Genomic DNA, 18,837 nt, shown 5'->3' on the forward strand with positions numbered 1-18,837 from the left:
ACTCACTTACCCTGGGCCGACGCGCTGTCGAGTCCGGCAGGGAGATCGAAGATGACGTCACTGCCCTTCAGCGGCCGCTGGATGACTCCGTTCTCGGCGAACAACGCCGCAATCGACTCCAGGTCGGCGGCATCGGCGGCCGTCGGGTACCGGAAGTTGGTGATGCGGCCGCCCAGCTCGATCGCGTCTTCGAGTCGCTGACCCGAGAGCGCCCGCGGCCCGGTCTTCTCGAAGACGTTCTCGAACGACGCAGGATCCTGGCGCTGCTTCTCCGTGAGCTGCTGCGTCACTTCGAGGAACTTCGCGACCACCTCGGGATGTTCCTCGAGCACCTCGGTACGGCCGGCGATGATGGTGCTGTCCACCGAGCCGATGCCCGCTTCGGTGACGATTTCGACCGCCCCCTTCGCCTTCGCCTCCTGGTACGGGATCAGGAACGACGCCCAGGCGTCGACCTGCCCGGTGGAGAACGCCGACGCGGCGTCGGCCTGCTGCAACGGCACCCGCTCGACGGAGTCGATGGGAACACCCGCCTGGGTCAGCGCCTTCAGGGTGATGTACTCGCCCTTACCGGCGGGGTTCACCGCGATCCGCTTCCCGGCGAGATCCGCGACCGTCCTGATCCCGGATTCGGGCCGGGCGATGATGCCTGCCTGATCCTTGTTGTACGGGTCGGAGGTCGCGAAGATCCGCACCCCCACATCCTTGGACAGCGCCCCCACCACCGGGCTGTACGCGCCGGTCTGGATGTCGAGTTCACCGGTGTTGAAAAGTTTGAGGTTGGAACTGAATCCGGGTGTGGTCTTGACCCATTCGATCTTCGCACCGAGTGATGCAAGGGCATCGTCGTAGGTTCCGTCGCGCTTTCCGACAGCGATGGCGCCCGAGTTGCCCGGATCGAAGACCTTCAGAGTGACGTCCGCACCGGCACTGGCTCCTCCGGGCTCCTCGGAAGAACCACACGCCACCGCCAACCCGGCCAGCGGGATCATGGCGAGCGCGGCGGCGGCTCGTGGCAGTCGACGTAAGCGGGACATGTGGGGAACTCCTTCAACGGATGAATCGTCAGGTGTGACGACCGTTGACGCTATGTCCCCCGCCCCCGATTTCCTCCTGTTTGTTTTCTACAGATCGGAAACCTTGACAAGTTCCGGAAACCCAGTTCACCGGCGTGCGCTGGACATTCGGCACACGCGAGGCCCGCCGTTTTCCGGCAGGCGGAAAGTATGGTGCCTTCTGCCCGGGACGCCGTTCCGGCCGACGAAAGGACCTTTGGTGACCGACTCACGTGCTGTGGGAGTTCGGACGGTGTCGCGGGCCCTGACGATGCTCTCCTGTTTCGGTGGGGGTGAGGAGCTGGGCGTCTCGGAGATCGCCAAACGCCAGGACCTCGCAGTGAGCACCACCCATCGCCTGCTCCAGTCCCTGGTCGATGCCGGCTTCCTCGACAAGGATGCGACGTCGGGCCGGTACCGCCTGGGAAGTGCCCTGGCCGCGTACGGTCAGATCTCTTACCGGCAGCACCGCATTTATCTGTCCGAGCCCTATCTCGAGCAGTTGGCGGCCACCACGGGGGCGTCCGCCTCACTGGCCATGCGGCACGGTCACGACGTCGTGCTCTTGGGCTTCAGCCGGTGGCGGGAAAGTGACGGGCATGTGCTGCAGGGTGTTCGGCTTCCCCTGCACGCCAGCGCCTTGGGCAAGGTGTTCCTCGCGTGGTCGGACACCGACGACGCCGAACTCGCCTCGCTACCGCGGACGGCCACCACGTCCCGCGCTATTACGGACGTCGCCGGAATTCGAGAGGAACTGCACCGCACCCGTGAGCGTGGATACGGTTTCAACGACGAGGAGCTGACCCCCGACTTCCGCACCATAGGGTTGCCGATTCGCGACTCCGACGGAGTCGTCCGGTTCGCTCTCGGACTACGCGGACCCACCGAACTCATGATCGACCAGCGCATACCGTTCTTCGTGGAACTCGCCCGCGTCACGGCCGGGGAGATCGCCGCCGTCCTCTTGTGAGCGAATGCGGTCACGCTCCTGCCCGCACGGCGGCCGACTCGAGCGGCACCCTCCAGGCGTCGTATTCGTAGACCCAGTCGCCGTTGCCTGCGACCTTCAGCCATTCGTTGGACCGGGAGCCGCGCTGGATGCGTGAGGTGCGCTGCAGGCGGGTGTGCTGGTAGGTCTGCAGCGCGACCGCGGGTTCGTCGAACATGCCGAGGCAGCGGGCCAGTACCACGGCGTCTTCGATGGCCATGCCGGCGCCCTGTGCCATGAATGGCATCATCGGATGTGCCGCGTCGCCGAGGAGCACCGAGGTTCCGTCCGTCCACGACTCCAGCGGGTCACGCACGTAGAGAGCCGATTTCAGGACGACGTCGCAGGCGTCGAGCAGGGCTCGTGCGTCGGGGTGGAAGCCGCGGTAGAGGTCCTGCAGCTCCGTGACCGAACCCGGGGTGGTCCAGGATTCCTCGGTCCACTCCTCCTGACCGCAGGTGGCGAAGACGAAGATGTCCTTGCCTTGGTTGAGGGGGAAGGTGACGATCTGCGTCGACGAATCCGGCCCCCACCACTTGGTGAAGCAGTCGAGGTTCGGGAGTTCACCGACGCGTTCGGTGGGGACGACGGCACGGAAAGCCACGACTCCGGTGAACGTCGGTCGCTCCTGTCCGAGAAGAGCGGTCCGGACCGCGGAGTGGATACCGTCGGCACCCACGATCACATCTGCGGAAGCCTTACTGCCGTCAGTGAATTCGATGCGTCCGTCGCCGACGCCGCTGACCCGCCGGCCCATTTCCACGACGCCCGGGGGCAGCCGATTCTCGAGGGCAGTCATGAGGTCGCCGCGGTGCATCGTCAACTGCGGTGCACCGTACTGCTGTTCCGCTGTATCACCCATCGGTAGCCGCGAGGTTTCGACTCCGGTGTCCCAGGTTCGGCTGAGCCGGAACTGGGGCCGGGCCGCGGACTCGCGGATTTCTGCACCGACGCCCAGTCCGTCGAGTGCGCGGACCGCGTTCGGGGTGAGGTTCATGTCGGCGCCGACGCGTGCGAACTGCTTCGTCTGCTCGTACACGGTGACATCGAGACCGAGCTCGCGGAGAGCGATGGCCGTGGCCAGTCCCCCGATTCCGCCACCGCACACTGCGACCGTGGTCATTTCGCATCCTTTCCGGGCACTGTGACGGGAGGCGTGAATGGCGCGGGCATGTCGCCGTACGCGGCGAGATCCACCTCGACGATCACCGGCGCCTGCCGCGAGACCGCGTCCGCGAGCACGGCATGGGCCTCTTCGGCACCGCCGATCCGCAGGTACGGCACCCCGATCGACTGGGCGAGCAGCGGGAAGTCGGGCGTGACGAGGTCGACCGCGTAGGTGTCGTCACCCCCGCCCTTCTGCATGTTGCGGAGTACGCCGTAGCCGCCGTCGTTGAACACGAGCAGCACCAGCCACGGCTTCTCCTGCGCCATGGTGAGGATCTCGCCGAAGTGGACGGCCAGGCCGCCGTCGCCGACGAGCGCCAGGGTGGGCCGGGTTTCGTCGGCCAATGCGGAACCGATGGCCATGCCCAGACCCTGCCCGATGCCACCGCCGCGGGGGAAAACGTTGGACTTGGGGTCGAACATCGGCAGCAGCCGGTTGCCCCAGGAACTCGACGCAATGGTGACGTCACGGGCGATGACGGAATCCTGCGGGAACGCGGCACGCACTGCGTCGCACAGCACGGCGTGATCGCCGAGTCCGGCGCGCTGCTTGCTGCGGACGAGTTCGCGGGTGGTGCGGGCACGTTCGGTCCAGGCGGCGTCGGCCGGAGCCAGATCGGTGAGTGCCCGAAGGAACGTTCCGATCTCGGCGGTTACCCCGGCCTGTGCGGGGTACACGCGGCCGAGCGCGGCGGCATCGACGTCCACCTGCACGTGCACGGCGGGAACGGGCATGGAGTAGTCGCCGGTCTCGTTGGACCGGAAGTGGGTTCCCAGCGACAGCAGCAGGTCGGCGTCCTGGAGCAGTTCCCGGCCCACCGGCGTGTTGCCGTAGTTGCCGATGCACAGCGGATGGTCCTCGGGCACGGCTCCACGACCGGAGTTGCTGGTGAGCAACGGGACTCCCCACCGCTCCACCAGTTCGGTCAGCTCGGCACCGGCTCGTGCGACGCCGCCGCCGGCCCAGATGACGGGGCGCTCGGCCGCTGCCAGCAACGACAGTGCCGCAGCGAGTTCGTCGGCGTCGGGGGTCCGGGCGCTCTCCGACACCTGTTCGACCACGTCGATGTCGTGCTCGGCGTACTGCAGGTCGATCGGCCACTCGATGCTCGCCGGGCCGCCGGGCGTTGCCAGAGCCTGGGCGACCGCCTCCCGCAGTGTCTTTCCTGCACTGTCGGTATCGAGGATGGTGGCGGCATGCTTCGACGTCGCCGTCAGCATCCCCAGCTGATCCTTGGTCTCGTGGATGAACCCGCGACCCGAGCCGAGGTACCGGCTCTCGACGTTGCCCGTTACATGCAGCACCGACGTTCCGGCACTGAGCGATTCGATCAGCGAGCCGGCCGCGTTGCCGGCACCGGTGCCGGTGCTCGTCAGGGCGCAGCCGAGTCCGCCTGTGGCCCGGGCATACCCGTCGGCCGCGCTGACCGCGGTGGCCTCGTGCCGGACCGGCACGAACCGCAGGTGCTTGCTGACCGCCTGCACCAGGGGCTGATTGTGGACACTCACGATGCCGAACACGGTGTCGACACCGGCCTCGCGCAGCACCTGGACGAGCAGGTCGCCCCCATTTCCTACCGACATGGTGTTCCTCTCAGACATAACGGGCGACGCCTCCGCAGACGTCGAGGCTGGTGCCCGTCACATAGGACGAGCGGGGAGACAGCAGGGTCACGATCATGGCCGCCACCTCGTCGGCGCGGCCGAACCGGCCGAGTCCGATGCCGCGGTCCTGGGCGATCTCCGCCTCCCATTCGGCGAAGGTGGCGTCGGTGCCGGATTCCTCGTAGCGGCGCCGCCACTGGCCGGTGTCGACTAGTCCCAGCGACACCGAGTTGACGCGGATGCCGTCGGCCGCGAGTTCCAGCGACAGCGACTTGCTGAGGTTCAGCAGTCCGGCCCGGGCGGCGCTGGTGGTGACCAGCCGCGGCTCGGGCTGCCGCGCGAGCACCGCCGAGATGTTGACGATGGCCGCGGCGTCGGACTTGCGCAGCAGTGGCAGGGCGGCCTCGACGGTGTTGAGGACGCTGGAGAACTTGAGGTCGAGTTCGTCGCGCCAGTCGTCGAGGGTTGCCTCGCCGCGCGGGACCATGCGGGACTTGCCTGCGTTGTTGACCAGACCGTCGAGTCCACCGAACCGCTCGACCCCCGCCTCGACGAGTGCGGCGACCGCGGCCGGGTCCCGCACGTCACAGGACGCGGTGAGGACGCGGTCGCTGCCGGGCAGCGGTGCGATCACGGAATCGAGCCGGTCGCGGTCGCGCGCGCAGGTGACGACGTTGGCACCCTCCTCGAGCAGCATCGCGACGGTGGCGAGCCCGACTCCCGAGCTTCCGCCGGTCACCAGGTAGGTGCGGTCTTTCAGTTGCAGGTCCACGACGTGGTCCCCTTCTCTAGTGCAGGACGAATCCGCCGTTGACGACGAGTTGCTGACCGGTGATGTACGACGCCTCGGGCCCCATCAGGAACGCGACGGCACCGACCAGATCGGACGGTTTCTGCGGCCGCTCGAGTGCCCGGTTGAGGCGGTACAGCTCATGCCGGTGCTCCGGAACCTTCTGCGCCGATTCGCTTTCGGTCAGACCGGGCGAGACGGTGTTGACGGTGATGCCGTGCGGGCCGAGGTCGCGTGACATGGCCCGGGTGAGGGCGGCCACCCCACCCTTGGAGGCGATGTAGTGCGCAAGACGGGGTGAGCCGTACAGGGCGGCGTCGGAGCCGATGGTGACGACTCGTCCGCCTCCGTTCCCGATGATGGCGGGAATGATCGCCCTACTCACGAGGAAGGTGCCGCGCAGGTTGACGCCCAGCACCTTGTCCCACTCGTCGATGTCGAGTTCGTGAATCGGCTTGCCGCCTACTCCATCCGCGAGGGCCGCGTTGTTGACGAGCCCGTACAGAGGGCCACCTGAGGTCACGGTGGCCGCCATTGCGGAGACGGATTCGGCGTCGCACAGATCGACGTGGACGAACTGTGCCTTCACGCCGTCGGCGCGCAGGCTCTCCACCGCCGACTCTCCCCAGTCCTCGCGAATGTCGGCGAGCCACAGATCGGCGCCGTCCTCACCGAGCCGGCGGGCGATGGCCAGACCGAGGCCACGCCCGGCACCGGTGACGACGATGGATTTCCCGTCGAGATTCACGATCAGTCCCGTGTCACACCGTGCATGGCCGACGTCTCGGGGTACGTCGGGATCTGCGGCTTCTGCGCGCCGATGATGACGCAGAACAGGGCGTCCTTGTCGCCGTTGTTCTTCAGGCTGCGGGGCACACCGGCCGGGACGACGATCATGTCTCGGTAGCCGAGGGTGCGCTTCTCCACCTTGCCGTCGCGGTGAACACCGACCTCGACCTCACCCTCGAGGACGAAGAAGGCCTCTTCGGCGTCGTGGTGGGTGTGCTCGGGGCCCTCGGCGCCGGGGGGAAGGAGCATGTTGGAGAAGGTGAATCCGCGCGACGGGATGGTCCGGTTGTCGTTGTCGTGGTTCCCGGTGGCTCCGGAACCGACGTAGCGGATCTGTGCGCGCTTGAACTGGTCACCGGCCTTGGCCTGGAACCCGAGGGTGTCCCAGTCCTCGTGGCGGGAGCCACGGGTCAGGATCAGCGAATCGGTGAATTCCTTCAGGTCGGCGGTGCCGTAGTCGGGTGTCATGTCGTGCTCCTTCTCTAGAGGTGGTTGCGTAGGCGTTCGGTGATGAAAATGAAGGATTCGACCCAGGCGTTGAACGCGTCCGGTCGCTCCTGGTTCGCGAGATGTCCTGCACCCCTGACGGTCACGAAGACGGCACCCGGAATACCGCCGGCCAGCACCTGGCTCGCAGGAATTCCCGTCACGGTGTCCTCGTCCCCACTCAGGACCAGGGTCGGGATGTCGATCTTCGCGAGATCGGCGGTGTGATCGGTGGCTGCCATGGAGTCGGCGGCGTACCCGTAGCCGGGGAGCCGGATCGACGCGGCCATGATCGCCGTGGCCTTCGCTGTCAGTTCGGCCGCGGCCGTTCCGGACAACAGGCGTGGGGCGCGTTCCGCCGCAAAGGCTTCGGCGCCTTGCTGAGCAAGCGTTGCAGCCCGGGTTCGCATCCGGCCGGCAGTCTCGCCGTCGGCCCCCGAACCTACGGTCGAACTGCCGAGCAGGAGGCTTCGCACGAGGTCGGGATGACGCAGGGCGATGCGGGTCGCGATCACCCCGCCCCACGACATACCCAGGACGTGTGCCCCAGCATCACCGCAGCGGTCGCGGATCACGTCGGCCGCTGCGTCGGCGTAGTCGTCGAGGTCGAACGGACGGCCCGGGTCCTCGCTGCGGCCGTACCCGGGAGCGTCCCAGGCCAGCAATCGCAGCGGGTCCGACAGTTCGTCGAACTGCGGTGCGAAACTGTCTGCACTGCCACCGATGCCGTGCAGCATCAGCAGTGCGGGGCCGGAACCGGATTCGACGACGTGCGTCACGACGCCCGCCCGAGATCGAACCGCTCGAACGCGCCGGGGTCGGGGATGCCGGCCATGTGGTCGCGGACCTGCTTGGACGGCGGGCCCGCGGTGCCCCACAGGTCGGAGAGTTCCGGCACCCGTCGCCACACTTTGCAGAGCCACCGGTCCTCGTCGACCTGCGCGATGCCGGAGGTGTACTCGCACACCAGCCCCGCCGGGTCGGCGAAGTACGAAAAGGTGTTGTCGCCGGGGCCGTGCTTGCCGGGACCCCACAGCGGCACGGTGCCGTGGTGCCGAAGCCGCCCGATGCCGCGCATGAAGTGGTCGACGGTGGGCATCTCGTAGGCGACGTGATTCACCGACGTCCACTCGGCCTGGTTGAACGCGATGCTGTGATGGTCGGTGTTGCAGCGCAGGAACGCCATCTGATGCTCGGACCAGTCGGAGACCCGCATGCCCAGGACGTCGCAGTAGAACTTCACCGCGGCGTCGATGTCGACGGTGTTGAGGACGACGTGCGTGACGCCCACCGGGACGGCGTCCTCCCGGCCGAGCTTCGGGACCGCCAGCGCATCGGCGAGCAGCTCGACGACGCGACCTTCGGGGTCGACGAGGCTCACACCGTATCCACCACCGAGGTCGTCGACGGGACCCGGCCCGCTGACGATCGGAACACCCCAGGACTCGAGTCTGCGGGCGGCCACGTCGACCTCTGCGGGTGTGGCGACTGCGAAGGTGATGCGGCCGAGGCCGTTCCGCTCGGCCTGGGTGAGTTGCAGCGCGTGGTGGTGCTCACCGGTCCCCCGCAGCCAGGCACCGTCCGTGCCCTGCTCGACCACGCGCAGTCCCCACACCTCCGAATAGAACTCGGTGGATTCCGTGCTGGCTTGCGTCCGCAGCTCCACGGAGCGCAGGCACCGCAGCCGGGCTATGGGTTGATTCATCGCGTGCCTCCAGTTGCTTAGGTCTCAATATCTTAGCGCTAAAGTAATAGGGCGTACAGAGGTGGTGGGAGATTTTTCTGTACGCCCTATCTACGAGCGGGTCGCTCAATCAGCCCACGAGCGGGTCGCTCAATCAGCCCAGGGGTTGGGTTCTTCGTCGAGGCCCCAGTAGATGCTCTTCTGCCGCGAGTAGGCGGCGATACCGCTGCGCCCCTTCTCGACTCCCAGCCCGCTTTCCTTGACGCCGCCGAACGGCGTGGAGATGCTGAACTGTTTGTAGGTGTTGATCCACACCGTCCCGGCCTGTAGTCGGCGGGCGAGTTTCCAGGCCCGGCGATAGTCGCCGGTCCAGATTCCCGACGCCAGCCCGAACACCGAATCATTAGCCTGTGCCACCAGATCGGCCTCACCGTCGAACGGCAGGACCACCAGCACCGGCCCGAAAATCTCCTCCTGACACGTGCGTGACGTGTTGGGGAGCCCGTCGATGATCGTCGGCAGGTAGTACGCGCCGTCGCGGAGCCGTTCGTCGTCGGGGATCGCCCCGCCGCACAGCACTCGTCCGCCCTCTTCGCGAGCGAGGTCGACGTATGCGGCGACGCTGTCGCGGTGCTTGCGGTGGACCATCGGTCCCACCTGGGTGTCCGGTTCGCGGCCGGGACCGAGTCGCAGTTGCTGCGTCTTGGCCACCAGTTTCGCGAGGAACTCCTCGTAGATCCGGCGGTCGACGAACAACCGGGATCCGGCGATGCAGCTCTGCCCGGTCGACGAGAAGATCCCGTACATCACGCCGTTGACCGCCGCGTCGATGTCGGCGTCGTCCAGCACGATGGTCGGCGACTTACCGCCCAGCTCGAGCGAGACGGGCATCAACTTCTCGGCCGCGGCATGGGCAATGGCGCGGCCGGTGTTGGTGCCGCCGGTGAACGTCACTTTCCCGACACCGGGGTGGTGGACGATCGCGTCACCGACCACCGAGCCCTTCCCCGGGAGCACCGACAGCAGTCCGGCGGGCAGGCCGGTCTCGTCGAGAATTCGAGCCAGTTCCAGCGACACCAGCGGTGTCCACTCGGCGGGCTTGAGGACGACGGCGTTGCCCGCGGCGAGGGCGGGCGCGATCTTCTGGGCGTCGCTGGCCACCGGCGAGTTCCAGGGCGCGATGGCACCGATCACGCCGATGGGTTCGTGGACGCTCATCGTGAGGTAGTTGCCGCGCGGCGTGGTCAGGTCTTCGTCGGCGGTCTCGAGGACCGCAGCGAAGTACCGGAACGTACCCGCGGCACTGCCGACCAGCGCAGTGGTTTCCGCGACGGTCTTGCCCGTGTTGTAGCTCTGCAACAGTGCCAGCCGGGATGTGTTCGCCTCGATCGCGTCGGCGATGCGGTGCAGGAACTTCGCCCGCTGATGCGGCAGCAGGCTGCGCCAGGCTGGGTCCTCGGCGGCGGCGCGACCCCGACGGACCGCCTCGTCGACGTCGGTGGTCGTCGCCTGGTGCACGACCTGCAGGACCTCGCCGGTGGACGGGTCGGTGACCTCGAAGGCCGGCCCGGTCCCCTGCCGCCAAGTTCCGCCGACGAAGATGCGATCGGCGATCGGAGCGAACGGCAGCGTCGCTTCACGGAAGTCGAGAGCGGTCACTGTGAAATCTCCTCGAGGGTCTTCTCGCGGGTTTCGACGGCGAAGAAGCCGACCACGAGGGCACCGATCAGGGCCACGGCAGCGAACATTCCGAAGACCATGGTGAGGGAGCCGCCGCCGCCGAGGATGGCGCCGACGACCAGCGGTCCGACGATGATGCCGAGGCGACCGCTCGCGCCGCCGATGGCGCAGCCGATGGCCCGCATCCGGGTGGGATACAGCTCGGCGGTGTAGACGTACAGCGCCATGTTGACGGCGAAGACGAACAGGGCGGATCCGGCTGACCAGAACAGCACCTTCGTTGCGGTGTCCGCACCAGTCGCGGCCAGCAAGAACAGCAGCGACGAGCACAGGACCATCGATGCGGTGATGCAGATGCGGCGTCCGAGGTTGTCGATGAGGAACGCGACGAGGACACAGCCGAGCAGACCGGCGACGCTGGTGACGATGCTGTAGTGCAGCGCCGTGTCGACGCTGACGTCGAACGCGGAGTGGTAGAGCGACGGCAGCCAGGAGGCGATGCCGTAATTGACGAAGTAGGCGCATCCCCAGATCGCGGCGAGCATCAGCGTGCGGCGCAGGTAGACGCCCTGGAAAGCTTCGATGAACCGGCCGCGGCGGACGTCGACCGCGACAGCGGGCAGCGGTTGCGGGGTAGGCAGAGTCTTGCCGTACCTGTCGGTGATCTCACGTTCGATCTGCGTCATCGCCTTGTTCGCGTCTTCGAAGCGTCCGCGGGAGGCCAGCCAGCGCGGCGATTCCGGGAGTTTCCACAGCAACGGCAGCAGAAGGACGGGCAGCGCGCCGAGGGCGAACAGGATCTTGTAGCCGAAGTTCGGCACCACCCAGGCCGACACGACGGCCGACATGACGAGGCCGACGGGGAAGATGACCTCGTAGAGGAGGACGAAGCGTCCTCGTTTGTGGGCCTTGGTGATCTCCCCGATGTAGCTTGCGGCCACCGGGACTTCGGCGCCGAGGCCGATACCCTGCACGAATCGGAAGACGAGGAACAGCATCAGGCTGTCGGTGAACGCCATCCCGAGACTCATCACCGCATACAGGGCGAGTGAGGCGATGATGACGTTGAGGCGTCCGACGCGGTCGGCGAACCAGCCGCCGGCGAGTGCGCCGACCAGCATGCCGATACCGCCGATCGCGATGACCCAGGCGATCGAGGACGGAGTGAGGTTCCACTTGGGAGTGAGAACGGGAAGCGAGTAGGCGATCATCAGCTGGTCGAAGCCGTCGAAGAACGTGACGGCTCCGACGATGACGCGCGCCTTGATGTGCCACCTGCTCATGGGCAGGCGTTCGAGTCGGGCGCTGATCATCTCAGCTGTGGCAGCCATGGCGGGCGATACCGTCGTCATGAGCATCCTCAGGGTTGTGTCGAGGCATTTACTTAAGCCCTCAAAGGCTTACCGCTAAGATGTAATCTCACGCACAAGACATCCGTCAACCCTTGACTTTAGAAGAAACATGTTGTTCACATCCATTCACCCACCATGAACGCTGGGCCGCCCCGCCGCGCCACGTGTTTTGTTCGGGCCGACGCGGTACTTGCCCCAACGACGCGATCGTGCGGGTGGCATTGGCGGCGATCTGCGGATCGGACCCGCATCTGTACCACGGCATGATGCCCGACACCCGGGTCGGCATGACGTTCGGCCACGAGTTCATCGGCGTCGTCGAGGAGGTCGGCCCGTCGGTACAGAACGTGCAGCGCGGCGACCGGGTGATGGTCCCGTTCAACGTGTACTGCGGTTCGTGTTACTTCTGCGCACGCGGCCTCTACTCGAACTGTCACAACGTGACCCCGAACGCCACCGCTGTGGGCGGCATCTACGGGTACTCCCACACGTGCGGTGGCTACGACGGTGGACAAGCGGAGTTCGGGTGCGTGCCGTTCGCCGACGTGGGCCCCGCCAAAATCCCCGAATGGATGGACGACGAGGACGCGCTACTCCTCACCGACGCCCTCGCCACCGGCTACTTCGGTGCACAACTCGGCGACATCGTCGAAGGCGACACCGTCGTGGTGTTCGGAGCGGGGCCGGTCGGGCTGTACGCGGCCAAGTCGTCCTGGCTCATGGGTGCCGGGCGAGTGATGTGGCCATCGACGCCGTCGGCGCCGAGGCCGACGGCAACTTCCTTCAACACGTCTCGCAGAAATTCCGGCGCATCCGACCCCTCAACGCCGGATCGGCATGATCGTGCGGACCCCGGCGTCGCGCAGCCACAGCCCGCCCCACACGAAGATGCCGACGTAGACGGGGAACAGAATGGTGCTGAACAGCGGTTGCTCGGTGAGCATGTTGGTCGCCACCGCGCCGCCGAGGTATCCGGTCAGGAGGACGGCACCGAGAATGCTCGTCGCCGGAACCAGGTACAGCACGAGGCAGACCAACATCACGATTCCGATCACGACGGCAATGTTCTCGTCGAAACCGAGTTCGGCCATCGCGTCGCGAACGGACTGAATGTTCGCGATGTGGATGATCGCGTCGAAAAGCAGAAAAGCGGTGACCAGACCGGTGATGATCAGCCCGGCGATCCTCGCCTTACGCCCGACCGGTGCCGCGTTCTCGGCAGAACCGAGCGGTCCGGCGGTCTTTGCGGTGGAATGTGGTGTCGAGGTCATGGCGATCTCCGAAGGTAGAAGGTGACGGGGTGGGGAGCGTGTTCCGTTCCCTCGAAAAGACAGACTGCCGGGCCGAGGAAAACTCATCGCGGCTCGCGGACCGGGGCGAGAACCCGAGCGAGGAGACCGAAAAGTGTGCGGACGGTACGCCAGCACCACCACGGACAAGGAACTGCGGTCCATCTTCGAGGTCGCCGAGATCGTCGGTGAGGAGCTGGGTCCGTCCTACAACGTCGCTCCCACCCAGCAGGTCCGGGTCGTGCTGGAACGCCCGCCGCGTGCCGAACCCGACGCCGACCCCGTCCGTCAGCTCCGGACTGCGAAGTGGGGGCTGGTGCCGCCGTGGGCGAAGGACGTGAAGATCGGCAACAAACTCATCAATGCCAGATCCGAGTCGATCACGGAGAAGCCCGCATTTCGGAAGGCCGCCGCCCGACGGCGCTGCATCATTCCCGCCGACGGTTACTACGAGTGGTTGAAGCGAGACGACGGCACCAAGATCCCGTACTTCCTGCACGGCGACGGGGTGCTGGCGATGGCCGGCCTCTACGAACTGTGGCCCGACCCCTCCCTTCCGGAGGACGACCCGAACAGGTGGCTCTGGACCACCACGGTGCTCACCACCCAGGCCACCGACGTCCTCGGCCACATTCACGACCGTTCACCGGTGGTCCTGCCACCTAGCTTCCAGGAACGCTGGCTCGACCCCACCCTGACCGAGCGCGAACAGGTCGATGCACTGATCGCGTCGATTCCCGAGCCCCGTCTCGAGCCATACGAGGTAAGTACCGCCGTCAACTCCCCGCGCAACAACGGACCCGAACTGCTCGAGCCCGTGTGACGGATCCGTTCTAGCGCTCGTTCAGTTGGCGTGTCATGCTGGCCGGATGAACGCCGCACTCCCAGTAGCCCCGCGCGTCGTCACCCGCTGGCACCAGGTGGTCGACAACCACGACTTGGGCGCCCTCGACGCCCTGATCGCGGAAGACGCGGTGTTCTCCTCCCCCGCCGTGTTCACACCGCAAGAAGGAAAAGCCAAGGTCCTCGCGTACCTGCGCGCGGCACTCACGGTGTTCACCGGCACCGGCTTCCACTACCGCGAGGAGTGGTACGGCGACCGCTCCGCCGTCCTCGAATTCGCCACCGAACTCGACGGCGTCCATGTGCACGGCGTCGACATAGTGCACTGGAATGACAACGACCAGATCACGTCGTTCACAGTGATGGTCCGCCCGGTGAAAGGTCTGCAAGCGCTCATTCCGCTGATGGCCGCCCAGCTCTCCCAGTCGTAGAACCCCCACAGCAAGGAGCTTTCATGAGCCTGTCCCCCATTCTCCGAGACCGGTTGCGCCTGCCCGTCGTGGCCTCGCCGATGTTCATCGTGTCCGGTCCCGACCTGGTGATCGCCCAGTGCACCTCGGGCGTGGTGGGCTCGTTCCCGTCCCTCAACGCGCGGCCGCAGCCGGTACTGCGGGAGTGGCTCACCCGCATCACCGAAGAGCTCGCTAAGCACGACGCCAACAACCCGGAGTCGCCGTCCGCCCCTTACGCGGTGAACCTGATCGTCCACAAGAGCAATGACCGGCTCGACGAGGACCTCGCCACCGTCGTCGAGTTCGAGGTCCCGATCGTCATCACCTCCCTCGGCGCCCGCACCGACGTCAACGACGCCGTCCATTCCTACGGCGGCATCGTCCTGCACGACGTCATCAACAACAGGTTCGCCAAGAAGGCCGTCGAGAAGGGTGCCGACGGCCTGATCGCCGTCGCCGCGGGTGCGGGCGGACACGCAGGCACTCAGTCACCGTTCGCGTTGCTGCAGGAAATCCGCGAATGGTTCGACGGCCCCGTGTTGCTGTCCGGTTCGATCGCCCACGGACGTTCGGTACTCGCCGCGCAGGCCGCCGGCGCCGACCTCGCCTACATCGGGTCCGCCTTCATCGCCACCGAAGAGGCCAACGCCGACGCCGCCTACAAGCAGATGATCGTCGACTCCACCGCCTCGGACATCATCTACTCCAACCTCTTCACCGGCGTGCACGGCAACTACCTCCGCGGCAGCATCGAAGCGGCCGGATATGATCCCGCAACCCTCCCGGTGTCTGAGGCGAGCGCAATGGATTTCGGTACCAACGAAAAGTCGGAGTCCAAGGCGTGGCGCGACATCTGGGGTGCCGGTCAGGGAATCGGTGCCGTCGACGCAGTCGTCCCGGCGGCCGAGGTTGTCGAGCGGCTCATGCGCGAGTACGCCGACGCGAAGTCCCGCCTGCTCTAGGCGCTTCGCGCCTGTGAGTGGTTAAGGAGTCCAGAGACTCGTTAACCACTCACAGGCGGCGGAGCCGCCTACTGTGACGCGATATCGCGCCCGATGATTTCCTTCATGATCTCGGTGGTTCCGCCGTAGATCGTCTGGATACGGCTGTCGACGTACGCGCGGCCGATGGGGTACTCCATCATGTAGCCGTAGCCGCCGTGCAGTTGGACGCAGCGGTCGACCACTCGCTTCTGTAGTTCACTGGCCCACCACTTGCCCTTCGACGCGTCGACGGCGGTGAGTTCACCTGCGTTCAAGGCGAGTACGCAGCGGTCGATGTGCGATTCGGTCACCTCGATCTCGGTGAGCATCTCCGCCAGCGCGAACCGGGTGTTCTGCAGATCGCCGATCGGCTTGCCGAACGCCTTGCGCTCGAACACGTAGTCCCTGGTCCACTGGTAAGCCGCCTTCGCCGCGGCGATTGCGTTGACCGCGATCGAAATACGTTCGAGTGGCAGGTTTTCCATGAGATGGACGAAACCGCGCCCCTCGGTGCCGAGCAGATTGGTCGTGGGCACCCGCACGTCCTCGAACACGAGCTCCGCCGTGTCCTGACCGGCCAGTCCGACCTTGTGCAGCTTGCGACCACGACCGAAGCCGGGCATGCCCCGCTCGACGACGAAGAGCGAGAACCCCTTGGAACCGGCGTTCGGGTCGGTGCGGGCGACGACGATGACGAGATCGGAGTGGATACCGTTGGTGATGAACGTCTTCTGGCCGTTGATCACCCACTCGTCACCGTCCCGCACTGCGGTGGTCTTCACGCCCTGCAGGTCGCTGCCGGCGCCTGGCTCGGTCATCGCGATCGCGCCGATCAGCTCCCCCGCGGCCATGCCGGGCAGCCACCGCTGCTTCTGCTCGACGGTGCCGAGGTTCACGATGTACGGGATGACGATGTCGTCGTGCACGCTCAGGCCCGAACCGAATGACGTCGTCGCGGTGCGGGCGATTTCCTCGGCGACGACGTACCGAAAACGGTAGTCGCTGACGCCGGAGCCGCCGAACTCCTCCGGCGCACCGAGTCCGACGAGCCCGGACTTGCCCGCGGCGAGCCACGCCGACCGGTCGATCAGCTTGTCGGACTCCCACCGTTCGTAGTTGGGCTCGATCTCCCGGGCGAGGAACTCGCGCACGGTCTCCCGGTACGCCTCGTGATCCTTCTCGAAGATAGTGCGCTGCATGGTCTCTCTCCTAGGATTCGGTCACACACCGACGGAAACCGACAGGCCCGCGAGACGTTCCGCGATCAGCGCCTCCGCCTCGCGGACGATGCGTTCGACGAGTTCACCGGCAGTAGGGATGTCGTGGATGATGCCCTGGACGGTGCCGACGGTCCATATACCCGCGTCGGTGTCGCCGTTCTCGAACACCGTGCGGCCGCGGGCACCGGCGACCAGCTCACGGACGTCCTCGAACTTGCCGCCCCGATCGAGGATCTCCACGACCTCACGGCTCACGGTATTGCTCGCGACACGCGCCGTGTTACGCAGCGGCCGGAAGATCAACTCGGTGTCGGTCTCCTTACCCGCGACGATCGCCTCCTTGATGTTCTGGTGAATCGGGGATTCGGCGGTGCACATGAAGCGGGTACCCATGTTGATTCCGTCGGCGCCGAGGGCGAGTGCCGCGACCAATCCACGGCCATCCGCGAACCCGCCCGACGCGACCATCGGGATGGTGATTTGTTCCGCGGCGGCCGCGATGAGCACCAGCCCGGGGATGTCGTCCTCACCGGGGTGGCCGGCACATTCGAAGCCGTCGATGCTGATGCCGTCGACACCGGTGTCCTGGGCCTTGATCGCGTGCCGCACGCTGGTGCACTTGTGCAGCACCTTCACGCCCGCGGCGTGGAAGTCGGGTAGATGGGGGGCAGGGTTGGAGCCGGCCGTCTCGACGATCTTGATTCCGGATTCGATGATGACCTGCCGGTACTCCTCGTACGGCGGCGGCGTGATCGCCGGCAGAATCGTCAGGTTCACACCGAAGGGCTGGTCGGTGAGCTCGCGGGTGCGGGCGATCTCCTTGGCGAGGTCCTCCGGAGTGGGCTGGGTCAGCGCGGTGAGCAGGCCCAGCGCACCGGCGTTGGCGACGGCGGCGACGAGTTCGGCGCGACCGACCCACTGCATGCCGCCTTGAACGATCGGATGGCGGACGCCGAAGGTCTCGGTAAACGCTGTGGAAAGCATGGGACGGCTCCTCTGGGAAACGGTCAGTGGGCGGGTCGGTAGCCGACGGTGTGGAGAGCGATGTCGACGTAACGCTCGGCGACCTGCTCGGGGGTCAGTGCCCCACCGAGCTGGTACCACCGTGGAATGGACTGGAGCATCCCGAGGAGAGCGCGCACGGTCTCGGCGACGTTGGTGGCGGAGAACGCACCCACGGCAACACCCTCGGACACCAGGTCGATCACCATGAGCTCGAGTCGTTTTCGCGTGGCCGCGTACCGACTCCGGCTGTCCACGGAGACGTGGCGCAGCTCGGTGTCGAGGCAGACGTGCCGCCCACGGTTCGTCATGTACAGGACGATCGCCTCGACGACGTTGGAGAATTGCGCGACCACGTGGTCGCCGGCCTCGCGGGCGGCTGCCTCGGCGCGGTCGTTGAGTTCGCGCATCTGCAGTTCGAACAGTGCCACGAGAACGGCTTCCTTGCTCTCGTGGTGGTAGTACAGGGCGGGGACGGTCACCCCGACACGACGGGCAATTTGCCGCACCGTCGTGCCGTGGTAACCGTTCTCGTTGAACAACTCCAGTGCCTGCTCGAGGATGGGCGTCAGCGGCAGGGCCTCGAAGGTCCGCCAGTCGGCGAACATCGGCTCCGTGGTGATCATCCCGTCCTCGCGCAGTGTCACAGGGTTGCCGATCAGCGCGGTGCCATGCGGATGGCGCCGTCGAGACGGATGGTCTCACCGTTGAGCATGGGGTTGGACACGATGTGCGCGGCCAGAGCGCCGTACTCGGACGGGTCGCCCAGACGCGACGGGTGCGGCACCTGCTGTCCGAGGGACTGCTGCGCGGCCTCGGGGAGGGAACCGAGCAGCGGGGTCTTGAATAGGCCCGGTGCGATGGTGTTGACGCGGATCAGCAGCGAGGCGAGGTCGCGGGCGATCGGCAGGGTCATGCCGACGACGCCACCCTTCGAGGCGGAGTACGCGGCCTGACCGATCTGGCCGTCGTAGGCGGCGACGGAGGCGGTGTTGATGATGACGCCGCGCTCGCCGTCGATCGGCTCCGTCTTCGCGATCCGCTCGGCAGCAAGACGGGTCACGTTGAACGTGCCGATCAGGTTGACGGTGACGATCTTGGTGAAATCGGCCAGCGGGAACGCGCCGTTCTTGCCGACGGTCTTGATGGCGTTGCCGATTCCGGCGCAGTTGACGGCTACCCGCAGCGGGCCGAGGGACTCCGCGACGTCGAGGGCGGCGGACACGTCGGCCTCGCTGGTGACATCGCCCGCGGCGAAGCGGACGCGGTCGCCGAGTTCCTTGGCGACGGTCTCACCGTTGGATGAGGGCAGGTCGACGATGACGACGCTGGCGCCGTCGGCGAGCAGGGCCTTGGTGGTAGCGAGTCCGAGGCCGGAGGCGCCGCCGGTGACGAGAGCAACGCTGTCGTTGACGATCATGTTGTGCCTTTCGAAAATGCAGAGGTGGTCAG

The 18,837-nt window shown here is 66.5% G+C and carries 19 protein-coding genes and 1 pseudogene; 5 read left to right on the forward strand and 15 right to left on the reverse strand.

The annotated features are described in order from the left end of the window. Positions 1-2: 2 nt before the first annotated feature. Positions 3-1,037 (reverse strand): ABC transporter substrate-binding protein, encoded by a 1,035-nt coding sequence (locus tag HYG77_RS14200; protein WP_208962988.1) that lies wholly within the window; start codon positions 1,035-1,037, stop codon positions 3-5. A 238-nt stretch (positions 1,038-1,275) separates the two neighbouring features. Between HYG77_RS14200 and HYG77_RS14205 the strand changes: the two genes are divergently transcribed. Then, positions 1,276-2,025, forward strand: coding sequence for an IclR family transcriptional regulator (locus tag HYG77_RS14205; RefSeq protein ID WP_208962989.1), 750 nt, complete (start codon positions 1,276-1,278; stop codon positions 2,023-2,025). Between the two features lie 10 nt (positions 2,026-2,035). Here the strand turns inward: HYG77_RS14205 and HYG77_RS14210 are convergent, their stop codons facing one another. The 9 genes from HYG77_RS14210 to HYG77_RS14250 all read right to left on the reverse strand — a co-directional run bounded on the left by HYG77_RS14210 (position 2,036) and on the right by HYG77_RS14250 (position 11,602). Beyond that, positions 2,036-3,166 carry an FAD-dependent monooxygenase gene (locus HYG77_RS14210; RefSeq protein WP_208962990.1) on the reverse strand — a complete coding sequence of 377 codons (1,131 nt, stop codon included), beginning with the start codon at positions 3,164-3,166 and terminating at the stop codon, positions 2,036-2,038. Then, positions 3,163-4,812 (reverse strand): thiamine pyrophosphate-binding protein, encoded by a 1,650-nt coding sequence (locus HYG77_RS14215; protein WP_208962991.1) that lies wholly within the window; start codon positions 4,810-4,812, stop codon positions 3,163-3,165. The genes HYG77_RS14210 and HYG77_RS14215 overlap by 4 nt, the downstream gene beginning before the upstream one ends. Continuing rightward, positions 4,805-5,587, reverse strand: coding sequence for an SDR family oxidoreductase (locus tag HYG77_RS14220; RefSeq protein WP_109325879.1), 783 nt, complete (start codon positions 5,585-5,587; stop codon positions 4,805-4,807). Before HYG77_RS14220 ends, HYG77_RS14215 begins: the two co-directional genes overlap by 8 nt. Before the next feature lie 16 nt (positions 5,588-5,603). Next, positions 5,604-6,353: a 3-oxoacyl-ACP reductase family protein gene (locus tag HYG77_RS14225; RefSeq protein ID WP_208962992.1), complete on the reverse strand. Its 750-nt coding sequence runs from the start codon at positions 6,351-6,353 to the stop codon at positions 5,604-5,606. Positions 6,354-6,355: 2 nt separating this feature from the next. After that, positions 6,356-6,862 carry a cupin domain-containing protein gene (locus HYG77_RS14230; RefSeq protein WP_208962993.1) on the reverse strand — a complete coding sequence of 169 codons (507 nt, stop codon included), beginning with the start codon at positions 6,860-6,862 and terminating at the stop codon, positions 6,356-6,358. A gap of 14 nt (positions 6,863-6,876) precedes the next feature. Continuing rightward, positions 6,877-7,659 carry an alpha/beta fold hydrolase gene (locus HYG77_RS14235; protein ID WP_208962994.1) on the reverse strand — a complete coding sequence of 261 codons (783 nt, stop codon included), beginning with the start codon at positions 7,657-7,659 and terminating at the stop codon, positions 6,877-6,879. Further along, positions 7,656-8,585 (reverse strand): VOC family protein, encoded by a 930-nt coding sequence (locus HYG77_RS14240; protein ID WP_208962995.1) that lies wholly within the window; start codon positions 8,583-8,585, stop codon positions 7,656-7,658. The genes HYG77_RS14235 and HYG77_RS14240 overlap by 4 nt, the downstream gene beginning before the upstream one ends. Positions 8,586-8,714: 129 nt before the next feature. Then, on the reverse strand, positions 8,715-10,223 hold the full coding sequence (locus HYG77_RS14245) for an aldehyde dehydrogenase (RefSeq protein ID WP_208962996.1): 1,509 nt from the start codon (positions 10,221-10,223) through the stop codon (positions 8,715-8,717). Further along, the gene (locus HYG77_RS14250; protein ID WP_208962997.1) at positions 10,220-11,602 is read right to left on the reverse strand and encodes an MFS transporter; all 1,383 of its coding nucleotides are present in this window, start codon (positions 11,600-11,602) and stop codon (positions 10,220-10,222) included. The genes HYG77_RS14245 and HYG77_RS14250 overlap by 4 nt, the downstream gene beginning before the upstream one ends. 188 nt (positions 11,603-11,790) lie before the next feature. Here HYG77_RS14250 and HYG77_RS14255 point away from each other — a divergent pair. After that, positions 11,791-12,392: pseudogene (locus HYG77_RS14255) on the forward strand (alcohol dehydrogenase catalytic domain-containing protein); the annotation flags it as partial. Between the two features lie 25 nt (positions 12,393-12,417). Here HYG77_RS14255 and HYG77_RS14260 read toward each other — a convergent pair. Further along, a complete protein-coding gene (locus tag HYG77_RS14260; protein WP_208962998.1) occupies positions 12,418-12,867 on the reverse strand; it encodes a DoxX family protein in 450 nt (149 codons plus the stop codon). A gap of 133 nt (positions 12,868-13,000) precedes the next feature. Between HYG77_RS14260 and HYG77_RS14265 the strand changes: the two genes are divergently transcribed. The 3 genes from HYG77_RS14265 to HYG77_RS14275 are packed head-to-tail and all read left to right on the forward strand — an operon-like array spanning position 13,001 to position 15,142. Further along, a complete protein-coding gene (locus HYG77_RS14265) occupies positions 13,001-13,708 on the forward strand; it encodes an SOS response-associated peptidase (RefSeq protein WP_208962999.1) in 708 nt (235 codons plus the stop codon). A 46-nt stretch (positions 13,709-13,754) separates the two neighbouring features. Further along, positions 13,755-14,159, forward strand: coding sequence for a nuclear transport factor 2 family protein (locus HYG77_RS14270; RefSeq protein ID WP_109325864.1), 405 nt, complete (start codon positions 13,755-13,757; stop codon positions 14,157-14,159). Positions 14,160-14,182: 23 nt separating this feature from the next. After that, complete coding sequence (locus HYG77_RS14275; protein ID WP_208963000.1) at positions 14,183-15,142, forward strand: nitronate monooxygenase family protein; 960 nt, start codon at positions 14,183-14,185, stop codon at positions 15,140-15,142. A 68-nt stretch (positions 15,143-15,210) separates the two neighbouring features. Here the strand turns inward: HYG77_RS14275 and HYG77_RS14280 are convergent, their stop codons facing one another. The 4 genes from HYG77_RS14280 to HYG77_RS14295 are packed head-to-tail and all read right to left on the reverse strand — an operon-like array spanning position 15,211 to position 18,805. After that, positions 15,211-16,362 (reverse strand): acyl-CoA dehydrogenase family protein, encoded by a 1,152-nt coding sequence (locus tag HYG77_RS14280; protein WP_208963001.1) that lies wholly within the window; start codon positions 16,360-16,362, stop codon positions 15,211-15,213. A gap of 21 nt (positions 16,363-16,383) precedes the next feature. Next, positions 16,384-17,367 carry a nitronate monooxygenase gene (locus HYG77_RS14285; RefSeq protein ID WP_109325858.1) on the reverse strand — a complete coding sequence of 328 codons (984 nt, stop codon included), beginning with the start codon at positions 17,365-17,367 and terminating at the stop codon, positions 16,384-16,386. Positions 17,368-17,390: 23 nt separating this feature from the next. Continuing rightward, complete coding sequence (locus tag HYG77_RS14290; protein WP_109325851.1) at positions 17,391-18,032, reverse strand: TetR/AcrR family transcriptional regulator; 642 nt, start codon at positions 18,030-18,032, stop codon at positions 17,391-17,393. A gap of 11 nt (positions 18,033-18,043) precedes the next feature. Further along, positions 18,044-18,805, reverse strand: a complete 762-nt coding sequence (locus HYG77_RS14295) for a 3-hydroxyacyl-CoA dehydrogenase (protein ID WP_208963002.1) — start codon at positions 18,803-18,805, stop codon at positions 18,044-18,046. Positions 18,806-18,837: the final 32 nt, after the last annotated feature.

Origin of the sequence: Rhodococcus sp. ZPP, from assembly GCF_017656075.1 — a bacterium.
Lineage (GTDB): Bacteria > Actinomycetota > Actinomycetes > Mycobacteriales > Mycobacteriaceae > Rhodococcus_F > Rhodococcus_F oxybenzonivorans.